This is a genomic window from Rothia sp. HMSC036D11, assembly GCF_001814205.1.
GTDB classification, from domain to species: domain Bacteria; phylum Actinomycetota; class Actinomycetes; order Actinomycetales; family Micrococcaceae; genus Rothia; species Rothia dentocariosa.
The window spans coordinates 101,690-114,250 of the sequence record NZ_KV815302.1 but is presented as its reverse complement, the minus strand read 5'-3'; the positions used below and the strand labels follow the sequence as shown (position 1 = coordinate 114,250).

Annotated in this window: 11 protein-coding genes and 1 riboswitch; of the genes, 8 read left to right on the top strand and 3 right to left on the bottom strand. The window is 56.1% G+C overall.

The window, feature by feature from the left end; translation table 11 throughout:
* Positions 1-106: 106 nt before the first annotated feature.
* Positions 107-1,315 (bottom strand): MFS transporter, encoded by a 1,209-nt coding sequence (locus HMPREF2958_RS06950; RefSeq protein ID WP_083313720.1) that lies wholly within the window; start codon positions 1,313-1,315, stop codon positions 107-109.
* Between the two features lie 143 nt (positions 1,316-1,458).
* Between HMPREF2958_RS06950 and HMPREF2958_RS06945 the strand changes: the two genes are divergently transcribed.
* From HMPREF2958_RS06945 to HMPREF2958_RS06935, 3 genes are all read left to right on the top strand, one after another.
* Positions 1,459-1,809, top strand: a complete 351-nt coding sequence (locus HMPREF2958_RS06945; RefSeq protein WP_070697530.1) for an ArsR/SmtB family transcription factor — start codon at positions 1,459-1,461, stop codon at positions 1,807-1,809.
* Positions 1,810-1,952: 143 nt separating this feature from the next.
* A riboswitch (SAM riboswitch) is annotated at positions 1,953-2,066 on the top strand.
* A gap of 109 nt (positions 2,067-2,175) precedes the next feature.
* Positions 2,176-3,522: a bifunctional o-acetylhomoserine/o-acetylserine sulfhydrylase gene (locus tag HMPREF2958_RS06940; protein ID WP_070697489.1), complete on the top strand. Its 1,347-nt coding sequence runs from the start codon at positions 2,176-2,178 to the stop codon at positions 3,520-3,522.
* Between the two features lie 95 nt (positions 3,523-3,617).
* Entirely contained in the window at positions 3,618-4,901 is a 1,284-nt protein-coding gene (locus HMPREF2958_RS06935) for a homoserine O-acetyltransferase MetX (protein ID WP_070697488.1), read from the top strand.
* 125 nt (positions 4,902-5,026) lie between these two features.
* Here HMPREF2958_RS06935 and HMPREF2958_RS06930 read toward each other — a convergent pair whose 3' ends face one another.
* Entirely contained in the window at positions 5,027-5,842 is an 816-nt protein-coding gene (locus HMPREF2958_RS06930) for a MerR family transcriptional regulator (protein WP_070697487.1), read from the bottom strand.
* Between the two features lie 95 nt (positions 5,843-5,937).
* Here HMPREF2958_RS06930 and HMPREF2958_RS06925 point away from each other — a divergent pair, with 95 nt between their 5' ends.
* Positions 5,938-6,702 carry an alpha/beta hydrolase gene (locus tag HMPREF2958_RS06925; RefSeq protein WP_070697486.1) on the top strand — a complete coding sequence of 255 codons (765 nt, stop codon included), beginning with the start codon at positions 5,938-5,940 and terminating at the stop codon, positions 6,700-6,702.
* Between the two features lie 94 nt (positions 6,703-6,796).
* On the opposite strand, the gene HMPREF2958_RS06920 is transcribed toward HMPREF2958_RS06925, so the two are convergent.
* Positions 6,797-7,009 (bottom strand): RNA-binding S4 domain-containing protein, encoded by a 213-nt coding sequence (locus HMPREF2958_RS06920; protein WP_070697529.1) that lies wholly within the window; start codon positions 7,007-7,009, stop codon positions 6,797-6,799.
* A 243-nt stretch (positions 7,010-7,252) separates the two neighbouring features.
* Between HMPREF2958_RS06920 and HMPREF2958_RS06915 the strand changes: the two genes are divergently transcribed.
* The 4 genes from HMPREF2958_RS06915 (at position 7,253) to HMPREF2958_RS06900 (ending at position 12,559) form a co-directional block, all read left to right on the top strand.
* Positions 7,253-8,632 carry a glycine--tRNA ligase gene (locus HMPREF2958_RS06915; RefSeq protein WP_070697485.1) on the top strand — a complete coding sequence of 460 codons (1,380 nt, stop codon included), beginning with the start codon at positions 7,253-7,255 and terminating at the stop codon, positions 8,630-8,632.
* Between the two features lie 82 nt (positions 8,633-8,714).
* Complete coding sequence (locus tag HMPREF2958_RS06910) at positions 8,715-9,779, top strand: GNAT family N-acetyltransferase (RefSeq protein ID WP_070697484.1); 1,065 nt, start codon at positions 8,715-8,717, stop codon at positions 9,777-9,779.
* A gap of 141 nt (positions 9,780-9,920) precedes the next feature.
* A complete protein-coding gene (gene dusB / locus HMPREF2958_RS06905) occupies positions 9,921-11,087 on the top strand; it encodes a tRNA dihydrouridine synthase DusB (RefSeq protein ID WP_070449133.1) in 1,167 nt (388 codons plus the stop codon).
* Positions 11,088-11,197: 110 nt separating this feature from the next.
* Entirely contained in the window at positions 11,198-12,559 is a 1,362-nt protein-coding gene (locus HMPREF2958_RS06900; protein WP_070697483.1) for a deoxyguanosinetriphosphate triphosphohydrolase, read from the top strand.
* Positions 12,560-12,561: the final 2 nt, after the last annotated feature.

The following is a 12,561-nucleotide window of genomic DNA, read 5'->3' as shown; positions in this document are numbered from 1 at the left end:
TTTAGCGGGAGGTCATACCTCATCACTCCTAGATTCAAGGTTTCCATCAGTGTAGCATGGCTCACGGAATGCTGTGATTAAATTTTTTTGATTTTATTCGAAGAAGTTAAAACGATTCCCCGTTTTTCGGCCGGAACGCTCCGCCAAGTGCATAGACACCAAGAGAAATTGCGATTGCACATGCACTCATGACGGCTATACCGCTATACCCCGGAAACTGTGTAAGTAATGTACCGCCGACGGCACCGCTGATAGTTGTTCCAGCGTACATTGCCGTGTTTGAGAGGGATGATACAGTACCGCGAGCTATAGCGGTATGGCTTTGCAGCTCTCCCATGAGGATGGGGAGCATAACTCCTCCGAGAAAAAGTGCAAGCGTAAAAATACCTAAAGCAGTCCAGAAATTAGCTGTCAATGACACTGAGAGATACACAATACTGAGTGCAATAAGCCCCACGAGCATAGTCTTTTGCATACCTATGTGCGCGACGAATCGTGACCCTGTGAGGGAGCCTAGAGCGTTGCCACATCCGATTACAAGCATGGCGAAACCGATGGTTGTCTGCGATGCCCCAAAGTCTCGCGCAAACCATGAACCTATGAAAGATAGAGATGCGAATACTCCTGTCTGGAAAATCAGGTACGCCAGGAGGGATAGCAAAAGTGAAGGGGCTTTTAAAACGTGCAGGTAGGGAGTCAGAAAATTTCCATCTTGCGCCGCAGCCACAGGGGGAATGCTGGGAAAACGTGAATAGAGTATACCCAAGAGAAGAAGAGACGCTGCGGCGATTGCAAAAAATGGTATCTGCCAACCATAAGTAGAGAGGAAGGAACCCACAGGAATACCGGCGATTTGGGCTATGGCAAGCCCAGCAGTTGCGTACCCCATAGTTTTAATAATGGCTTGTTTCGGCACTGTCATGGGGATAGATGCCCAAATCTGCGGTGAGATCAGAGAAGCGAACACTCCCGCAAGAAACCGGGCGGTAAAAAGAGACCAAAACCCCCATGCTAAACCGCATAAGCCTGTAAAAACCGTAAAGCCGATGGAACCGGTAAGAATAATGCGCCTGCGATCAATGCGGTCTGATAATGGGCCTGCAATGAGTGCGAAAACGGCATACCCTAAAGCGTATGCAGAGACGAACCACCCCGATTGTTCTGTGCTGGTATTGAACTCCTTGCTGAGCAGTGGCAGCAGAGGGGCGGTGAGCAGAGTGTCTGTGCCGATGACAAAGAGAGTGCTGAATGAGACAAGCCGCATGGTTGCCTCAGAATTTTGAGGTAGCTGATGAGATGTATTGTGAGAATTCATGGTGTACCTTTGATATTATTTCTATGTTCGTCGAAATTAAAATAAATCTATATTATGCTAAAGGGCAAGCCCAAGAGGTAATATTCTGTCACAGAGTCCTGCAGGCTCAATACGTTATGCGAAAAACCCGGAAAGGCGTGGTTATGGGTAAGGAACGGCTGCATCACCCCACCTCTGATGACGTGACGTTGGATCGTGTCCTTGGTGCATTGTCAGACCCCATTCGACGAGATGTTCTCGCACGCATTGCAGACCACGGGCCACAGTTCTGCGGTGATTTTGACTATGGAATCGCCAAATCTACGATGTCTTATCATTTCAAAGTGCTCCGAGAATCAGGGCTCATGCACACCGAAGTGCTGGGAACGCACCGTAAAATTACGCGCCGAGACAGCGTGATTGAGAATCTTTTCCCCGGTCTTTTAGACTCTGTTGGACTACCACCGGGCCAAGGTCAATGGGATGAATCTGCTGCGGATACTACAAGTGCCTGACTCGGCTAATCGGGCTTAGAGTACACAAACCCCTAAAATAAGGTCAGAGCAAAGGCAATTCATAAAACGTCATCTTTGCAACAATGCGCCGAAAACACGCATCCCGCTTGACCGTGTGCGCTTCCTATGAAACTCTAGATGCAGGTCATGAGAGCCAGTGATAAGCCCCAGCTAGCTGGCCGGCAACCCTCCTCCGCGGTGGGGTGCCCTGGGTGAGGACCAGGCGTTGAACACAAAGTACAACGCAAGCGCGGGACCGATGTGCCCGATTCTGGTACATCGTTTTTTCGTTTGCAGAGAAGAAAGCCTAAGAACTCTGTACCGAAATCGGCATGCGGCCCCCTGAACTATCACAAGGAGCTTCGCATGAGCAACACTACAGTCCCGACTCCCGCCAACCCCGCCGGTTGGAAATTTGAAACCCGCCAAATTCACGCGGGGCAGGCACCGGATGCTGCAACGGGAGCTCGGGCGTTACCTATCTACCAGACCACCTCGTTCGTTTTCGAGAACGCAGAACAGGCCGCTAACCGTTTCGCTCTAGCTGAGCTTGGGCCTATCTATACCCGTCTGAACAACCCCACCCAAGAGGTTATCGAAAACCGCATCGCATCCCTTGAAGGTGGAGTAGGGGCGCTTTTGCTGGCCTCAGGTCAAGCGGCTATTACCTATGCGATTCTCAACATTGCGGGCGCGGGCGACCATATCGTGGCTTCCCCCTCGATCTACGGAGGAACCTACAATCTACTGAAATATACGCTTGCCGACCTCGGCGTTGAAACTACGTTTGTTGAGAACCCGGACGACCTGCAGCAATGGCGCGATGCGGTTCGCCCCAATACGAAACTCTTCTACGGAGAAACCGTACCTAACCCCCGGAACGATGTGCTCGACATCGAGCCTATCGCCCAGATCGCCCACGACAATGGCGTTCCCCTAATTGTCGATAACACTGTTCCCACTCCTTACCTTGTGCGCCCCATCGAATTTGGTGCGGATGTGGTAATCCATTCCGCCACAAAATATCTGGGTGGGCACGGCACCTCAATCGGCGGCGTTATCGTGGACTCCGGGAATTTCGACTATGGAGCCAATCCCGAAAAATTCCCCAAGTTCAACGAGCCAGCACCTGGCTATCATGGTTTAGTTTATGCCCGTGACTTGGGCAAAGACTCTGCTTTTGGTGCGAACCTTTCCTATATTCTCAAGGCGCGAGTTTCGCTTCTGCGCGACACCGGGGCGGCGATCTCTCCAACCAACGCCTTCAACATTGGTATCGGTCTGGAGACCCTCTCCCTGCGCATCGAACGCCATATCGAGAACGCGACCAAGGTCGCAAACTGGTTGGAGGAGCATCCGCTGGTCGATCAGGTGATCTGGGCCGGTCTGCCTTCATCGCCCTGGTATGAGCGAGCCCAGAAGTACCTGCCGAAAGGGCCGGGCGCCGTTGTGGGATTCACTCTCAAAGACGCAGACCTGGAACAGACTCGCACCTTTGTGGATGCTCTGCAGCTGCACTCCAATGTTGCGAATATCGGCGATGTACGCTCGCTCGTGATTCATCCCGCATCCACCACTCACTCGCAGCTTTCCGAGGAAGAGCTAGAGGCAATTGGGGTGAGCAAAAACTTTGTGCGCCTCGCCGTAGGGGTCGAGAATATTGACGATATTATCGCAGACCTAGAATTGGGTTTTGCAACTCTGAACGCCTAACCTGCACCGCCGCGACCGGGCTGCACAGTAAGTGCCCGGTCGCGGTATCGGTTTCTCGCCTGCCATTACCAACTACTGGTTACCGAGGAGAAAACATGACGGAAAATACCGTACACGCCACCTATCTGTCGCAGCTGCAGTATCCCAGCGCTCAGGGGTACCTGCGGCAGATGGCGATCGGTGATTTCACCCTCGAAAACGGTACCGTGCTTCCACAGGTGAACATTAGCTACGAGACGTGGGGAACTCTTAATGAAGCTGGGGACAACGCGATTCTTATTCTGCACGCCCTCACCGGTGACACCCATGTCTCGCGCGGGATTCCCACATCGGATATGCCTGCACCCAGTATCCGTGCGGTCGAAAGTGATGGTTGGTGGGAAGGCATCGTGGGGCCGGGCGCGGTGGTCGATACCACCAAATATTTTGTGATCGCCCCCAATATCTTGGGTGGATGCTACGGCTCAACCGGCCCGGCAAGCATCGTACCCGAGGGGTACCCGGGCGCCGGAAAACCCTGGGGATCACGCTTCCCTTACGTCACTATTCGCGACTCGGTACGAGCCGAAGCCGAACTTATCGCCCGGTTGGGGATTAAGAGTTTTCACCATGTCATCGGCGGATCGCTCGGCGGAGCACGCGCTATCGAATGGGCGGCAACCTTCCCCGAGCTGGTACGCGGATGCGCAGTCATCGCCGCCGGTCCCGCCGCCACTGCCGAACAGATTTCCTGGGCACACACCCAGAACCTCGCCATCCGTGCTGATGCCAATTTTGCTTCCGGCGATTATTATGGGGGAGCGGCACCCACGGCCGGGCTCGCGTTGGCGCGGCGCATAGCCCACACCACCTACCGCAGCCCAGCCGAGCTGGAGCATCGCTTTGGGCGGCAGGCAAACCGCGGCGAATCCACCGACGGCGGGTCCATCGGTGAGAACCGCGGACGATATGCGGTCGAAAGCTACCTGGACCACCATGGCGATAAGCTCGTTGAGCGTTTCGATGCCAATAGTTACCTTGCCGTGAACGAGGCCCTGATTTCACACGATGTTGCACGCGGGCGCGGCAGCCTCTCGCATGCGCTTGCGCTCAGCGATTGTAAGTGGACTATCGCCGCCGTAAGCACCGATCGCCTGTTTTTTCCGCACGAATCGTATCGTCTGGCGGAGGCGCTGCCGGTTCCCGTAAAGGTCGATATTATCGAATCCGACCACGGACATGACGGTTTCTTAGTCGAATCCCGCCAATTGGAGGCGATTCTCGCTAAGGCTCTCGGAGTCCCGGTTCCCGAGCGAGAGCGCGCTGTCGATGAAGAAAAATCTCTTCATGATATATCCGCTCTTTTCGGTTCGCCTCTTGAAACACAAAAACAGAACTAGCTTTCGTTTTTGATACATCTGAACACAGAAACCGCACATAAAAGCCTTGTGAAGACTATATTTCGGCGTGAAATAAGTCCCCACAAGGCTTTGTGTACGGTACCGATAATTGTGAATGGACGAGGTTAGCACCAGGTCACATTCTCGGGGTCAAGGCCGTGAGCGCGGGCATTCTCGTAGATGATGTCCCGTAGCCAGACAGCCAGTCCCGCAGCGAGCTTCTCGTAGTGCTCGTTAAAGCGGGCATCCTCAACATAACCGCGTGCCAGAATTACGTGCTTGGCGGGGGTTACTTCGAAGAAGAAAAGTGAGGTGCGGTGCCGCTCGGCAAGCGCATTCGCTTCCTCACTGCCCGGCTGCACGCCACGAGTGAAAGCCTCGACGAGGGCTTGCTCAACCGTGTCAAGCTCCTGCTTACCCTTCACCCAGTCGGTGCGGCTCATGGCCGCAGTACGGCGTTGGTATTCAGCCCAATCGTCGGTGTGCCCGTAACGCTCCTGCGCTTCTTGCTCATGTGCGGGGTTGAACCCGTCGCCCATAATTTCTGCTTTTTCTGCAGCGGTGAGCTGTTCGTTCTTAGGTGCCATTGCATCCTCCAAAAGTTGATCTAGTGTTGTTAGCATGCGCTCATAGGCGGCCATTTTGCGCTGGAGCATATCTCGCTGGGCGAGTAGATGCTCGGTGCTGTTTGCTTCGTCCTGCAGTACGCTGCGAATGGCTTCAAGGCTCATGCCAATGGCGCGATACCCCATAATGACGGTGATGCGCTCAAGATCGGCATCACTGTAGTAGCGGTATCCGTTGAGCTCATCGTGCGCGGGGCTGATCAGACCCCGCTGTTCCCAGTGGTGAAGCGTGCGCACGGTTAGCCCGTGCAGGGATGCAGCCTCCCCTACGGTGTACTCGTGCTGCCCGCCATCTGGTGTAGTGTTCGCGTCCATGTTTTTACTGTAGATCCTGACGTTGGGTGAGGGTCAAGCCTTGAGCGGAAATCTATTTCGGTTGTTTATGGCAGGCTCCTCGGTAAGATGAAGATATGAGTGAAAATACGTACATTGTCGAATATTCCCGACCCGAGGATGAACGCGCCGGAACCCACCTGGTGCTTCTGCTGCATGGGTACGGTTCGCACGAGAAAGACCTGCTGTCGCTGGCTGAACATCTGCCGCAGGAGGGTATCACCTATGCGGGAATGCGCGCCCCGCAGCCGGTAGGCACCCAGTTTTCGGCGGACGCAACTGGGGCCCACATTCCCGCCGAGGCCATAGGTTACCAGTGGTACCCGCTGGATCAGCAGCTCAACGCGGATGTGCGGACCATAGAACAGGCCAGCGACTACGTGCTGGAGTGGGTCGAGCAGCAAGAATCACACTACGCTTCGGTCGCGCTGGTGGGGTTCTCGCAAGGCATGGCGGTGGCAACTTCTATGGTGCGGCATCGCCCAGGAAAATTTGCTGCACTGGTGGGGCTCTCCGGATACGCGGTCGAATCGGACTCTCCTTATTTCAAGGATGACGAGCTCAAAGCCACCGAGCTACCCGTTTTCTACGGCAGGGACCAGGAAGACCCTATTATTCCGCAGCCCTTCGTGGATTACACCTACGAGTGGATTCGCGCTTACACCGACGGCATCAAAGTTCTGTATGCGGGCGCCGGGCACGGGGTAAGTGCCCTGGAAATACGGCACGTAGGCGAGTTCATCGACGTGAAGGTGCTGGGACACGCGCCCCGAATCCGTGCCGAAAAAGTTGCAGATGCTGCGGGTAACGCTGGGGCATCAGAGCAAGGGTCAGCTGACTAAAAGGACCTGAATAACGCATCTTGGGTTGTATAACGCACCATCTGGCGGTGCGTTATACAACCCAAGATGCTTTAAGAGAAGAGAGGGCGGGGCCCTAGTCCCGAGCGATCTGCACGCTCACCCCGTTGAAGCTCACCGTATCGCCCGGATGCAGCTGCTTGCCCCGCGCCTTCTCAATCTGCCCATTGACCTTTACCAGCCCATGCTGGATTACTTCGCGTGCCTGCGCACCGTCTTCGACCAGATTGGCCAGCTTCAAAAACTGCCCCAGACGAATCATTTCGTCACGAATATAGATTTTCTCCATGTCACCAGTGTATCGGCGGGAGGGTGCCATGTGCGGCAGTCATACTAACCCGCCACGTGTTCCTCATCTACACGCTCTAACTAAACACTGTCTACCGTTGCCCAGAAACTACACGGTAACGCAGGCATGCAATGATACCCTAGTATCTTGTACTTGTGACCGTATATCCCGGCGCTTACCGCGCGCGGAAGAACACTGAACTCACGCACGCCACAGCCGGTGGCGGGGCATAAAGGAGTAAACATGGCAGAAAAGTCCACTCTCGACAACGTTATTGCGCTCGCTAAGCGCCGCGGTTTCGTCTTCCAGGCGGGTGAAATCTACGGCGGTTCCCGCTCCGCATGGGATTACGGTCCCCTTGGCGTGGAACTGAAAGAGAACATCCGTCAGCAGTGGTGGCAGCGTTTCGTGCGTTCACGCGCGGATATGGTTGGGCTGGACTCTTCGGTAATCCTGCCGCGCCCGGTGTGGGAAGCATCCGGGCACGTGGCAACCTTTATGGACCCGCTGGTGGAATGCCTCTCGTGCCACAGGCGCCAGCGCCAAGACCATCTGATTGAGGCTTTCGAGGCTAAAAAGGGGCGTGCACCCGAAAATATGGGTGAGGTTGTCTGCCCGAACTGCGGCACCCGCGGCGAATGGACCGAGCCGCAGAACTTCTCAGGGCTGCTGAAAACCTACCTGGGTCCTGTCGATAACGAAGAAGGGTTGCACTTTCTGCGCCCCGAAACCGCGCAGGGCATCTTCGTAAACTTCAACAATGTGGTGACCGCAGCCCGCAAACGCCCTCCCTTCGGTATCGGGCAGATCGGTAAGGCATTCCGCAACGAGATCACCCCCGGCAACTTCATCTTCCGCACCCGCGAATTCGAGCAGATGGAGATCGAATACTTCGTTCACCCCGATGAAGCAGATAAGCACTTCAACGCATGGGTTGAAGACTGCTGGAACTGGTTCGTCGACCTGGGCATTAACCCCGACAACATGCGCCGCTTCGATGTTCCCGAGGACGACCGCGCGCACTACTCAGCGGGCACCATCGACATTGAGTACCGTTTTGGTTTCCAAGGCGGCGAATGGGGTGAGCTCATGGGCGTGGCGAACCGCACCGACTACGACCTGGGCGTGCACAATGAACACTCGAACGCGAAGCTCGAATACTTTGATCAGGCCAGCGGCGAACGCTACGTACCCTACGTCATTGAGCCTTCCTTTGGCCTGACACGCTCCATGATGGCGTTCCTCGTCGATGCTTACGTTGAGGATGAAGCCCCGAACACTAAGGGCGGTGTCGATAAGCGCGTGGTTCTCAAACTTGATCCGCGCCTGGCGCCCGTGAAGGCTGCCGTTCTGCCCCTGTCGAAGAAACCCGAACTCTCCGAGCCCGCCCACAAGTTGGCAGCCGATCTGTGCGGTGCCTGGAATATCGACTACGATGAGGCGGGGGCTATCGGTCGCCGCTACCGCCGTCAAGACGAAATCGGCACCCCGTTCTGCATTACCGTAGACTTCGATACTTTAGAGGATCAGGCGGTCACCATCCGTGAGCGTGACACCATGAGCCAGGAGCGCGTGGCACTCGATCAGGTGAAGGCATACCTGGCGGCGCGTCTAGCTGTCTAGGATCTTTTTTCGACATGTACATGGGCGGGGTTCTCTGCAACAGAGAGCCCCACCGGTATTTTCACTCAGTCACTAGGATCTGGTGCAGAACCTAGCCGATACGTACAATAGTGAGAACCCTATCCTCGCGGTGAAACCCGCGCACCCTGTGGAAGAAAGGCATCCCATGAACACCTACGAATTTCGTCCATGGCGCGAAGGCGACGATTTAGAACTTCTGCAGGTGTGGGGAGATCCGCGAAGCGAACAGGAGGCGCAGCAGCGCGCATCGTTCGGAGAGGCCTCGGACGCCCCTTTTAGCCGAACCCTTGTGGTCACCGACTCGGGTGTGCCTATCGCCGCTGGTGTGGTGACCGCGTCACTTCTGCATCCACAACGCCTGTGGACCTATCTTGAGGTTGCCGAAGGGCACCGCCGCGCCGGGTTAGGTACCGAGCTTTTAGACCGGCTGCGTGAGATCGCCGCCGAAAATGGGCAGGTTCCGAACCTCCGCGTGAAGCTGGCACCATTTAGCACCGGCGAGGAATTTGCCCAGGCAAAGGGCATGAAAATGATTCAGCGCTCGCGCCTGGTCCATATTGATGCGGGCGCGATTCCGCCAGTGCCCCTGCGTGAGGATGAGAACGGCAAACCCACCCAGGCAATTGAGGATTTGGCGACCGGCTCGGTTGAGCTGACCTCAAAACTCTGGGAGTTCTACCGCGATTCACACGATTGGGATGTTCCCGCCGAGGTCGGGTTAGGGACCGTAAACCGGTATTTCCTCTCAGATGAGGCGCGCGCCTTCGGGGCGTTGGTACTGCGCGATAACATTCAGCAGGCTGAGAAAGAGGGGAAGAAAGGCGAAATCATTGCCTTTGCGGTGAGTTATCATCCTTTTGAGACTGACCCCGCCGCCGCGCTGGTCGATGAGAATACCGCAACTGAGATTTTGCTCGGATATGACATGCAGAACGAAGGCGCGGTCGAGGCCATTATGCAGCTTCTTTCGCTGTTGACGGCGCAGTACCCGGTGGTGGTTGAGGTAGATGACTCGATGACCGCTCTCGTGGAGGTGACCGACGTTCTTCTGCGTGCTGGAACCGCGAGCGTGGAAGGCGACCCAACCTATATTTACGCAAGCGATTATCCGGGTTCCGCTTCCTAAAGAACAAAGTGCCCAGAAGAGGCCCCAGAAAACTCGCAGCGTGAGGGCTTGACAACCTTGCCGAACGCTGACCGGTGCGCCTGTCGTGAACCGGGGTATGTGCATCCGTGCCGATTTGCGTGTGTATGCCACAATATAGAGGTGAATTCTGAAGCCTCCCACCTGAAATTACCGCCGCTGAACCTCGGTAAACTGACTGTTGAAACGCCTGTAGTGCTCGCCCCGATGGCGGGTGTGACGAATAAGGCGTTCCGTCGTCTGTGCCGCGAGTACGGCGGTGGATTATATGTGACCGAGATGGTGACGGCGCGCGCCCTCGTGGAACGCAAACCCGAGTCGATGCGTATTATCGAACACGATGCGGATGAGCAGATTCGCTCCATCCAGATTTACGGGGTAGACGCGGTTAACGTGGGTAAGGCTATTCGGCTGGTCGTAGAAGAAGATCGTGCGGATCATATCGACTTGAACTTTGGGTGCCCGGCGCCGAAAGTCACAAAACGCGGCGGCGGCGCGGCGCTTCCGTGGAAAACCGATCTCTTTACTGCGATTGTGCATACGGCGGTCAAAGAGGCTTCGCGCAACGATATTCCCCTGACCATCAAGATGCGTAAAGGCATCGATGATGACCACATCACATTCCTTGAATCCGCTAAGATAGCCCGGGATGCGGGGGTCGCCGCCATAGCCCTGCATGGGCGCACCGCTGCCCAACACTATTCGGGAACAGCGGATTGGGACTCCATCGCGCAGCTTCGCGAGGCGATTCCAGACGTCCCTATCTTAGGCAACGGCGATATTTTTGCTGCCGAAGATGCCGTGCGCATGGTCGAACAGACCGGTGTGGACGGCGTGGTGATTGGGCGTGGCTGCCAAGGGCGCCCGTGGCTTTTCGGCGATCTGCAGAATGCTTTTGAGGGTAGTACCGAGCGTATCCGACCTACTCTGAGTGAGGTTGCCGCAATGATTTACCGGCATGCCGAGCTGCTTGTTGAGACTTTTGCGGATGAGTACAAGGGACTGCGTGAGATCCGTAAACATGTTGCCTGGTATTTCAAGGGTTACCCGGTGGGCGGTGAGTTGCGTGCCAAGATGGCGACCGTACCTGATTTAGCGACTTTCCGTGAACTGCTGGGGCAGCTTGATCACAGTATCGGGTATCCGGGGGCTGCGGTTGAAGGTTCGCGCGGCCGGGCCGGGAGCCCGAAGAAACCGCATCTGCCGGATGGGTGGCTTAATTCTCGTATTTTGGGGGATGCTGAAAGGCTGGGACTCGTGGAGGCGGAACTCGATATCTCGGGCGGATAATCGGTCGGAGTTTGTCGTAGTCTGATAAAAACATTGCGTCTGGGTGAAATAGTGCTTATATAGGTAGTAGACAAGGTGCCAGACGCACCGGAAGCAGGAACGGAGGAGCGATGACTCGCATTGCCGAAGAGGGGCAGGAACGTTGGGAATGGAACCTGCCCGCAGGGTACACCCCCGACGATTCGGAACGCTGGGTGCCCGAAATACATCCGTTCCGGGATCGCACCCCCTTTGAACGCGATCGTGCACGTGTGCTTCACTCCTCTGGGCTGCGGCGTCTAGGCGCTAAAACCCAGGTCATGAACCCGGATACGGACGATTTCGTGCGTACCCGTCTCACTCATTCCCTTGAAGTCGCCCAGGTCGGGCGCGAAGTGGGCCGGATGCTCGGATGCGATCCAGACGTAGTTGATACTGCTTGCCTCTCTCATGACCTGGGGCATCCGCCCTTTGGACATAACGGTGAACGTGCCCTGAACAAGATCGCCGCCCATATGGGCGGGTTCGAGGGCAACGCCCAAACCCTTAGGCTGCTCAGCCGCCTTGAACCGAAAGTGATCGCCGAACATGACGTATCTGCGGGTCTGAACCTGACACGAGCATCCCTGGACGCCACCTGCAAATACCCGTGGACGCGCACAGATGCACCACGTCGCGCAGATGGTACCCAAACCCACAAATTCGGTGTTTACGAGGATGACCTGCCGGTCTTTGAATGGTTCCGCGAGGGCGCGCACGACGCCGGGGTAGAGTCCCAGCGCAAATGCCTGGAAGCGCAGGTTATGGACCTTGCCGACGATATTTCATACTCGGTGCACGACGTTGAAGATGCGGTCTTCGGCGGGCACGTGCAGTTAGAACAGCTGCGTGAGGCGAAGCATCGGCAGGCCGTCTTCGACATGACCCGCCAATGGTATCTGCCAGCCGCTACTGACGAACAACTGGATGCGGCGCTCAGCCGGTTAGAGACCCTGAACCGGTGGGTTCCGTGCATGACCGGTTCGCGCGCTTCCCTGGCACAGTTCAAGGGACTCACCAGTAAACTCATCGGTCGTTTCGCCTGGAGCGCTGTGGAGGCAACCCGCGAACGTTACGGGCGGAACACCCCGCTAACCCGCTACAGCGCTGAACTGATCGTACCGGAAGACACCCGAGACGAAATCGCCGTCATGAAGGGGATCGCAACAGCATTCGTTATGACGGTTCGTGACGCCCAACCCCACTACGAACACCAGCACGAAATACTGGGTATCCTAGTCGAAGCGCTCTACGAAGATTCCCAGCGCGCAAACCCGCAGTACATCGACAGCATCTTCAGAACGGACTACGCGCAGCTGGGGGCTAATGACGACGATGCGCGCCTGCGCCTCGTCATTGATCAAGTGGCATCTTTGACCGATAGGTCGGCGGTTGTGCTTTATAAACGCATCAACGGAACCCCCTGGATGCTGGGGGAGAAGCCCTTGTGGTAGCG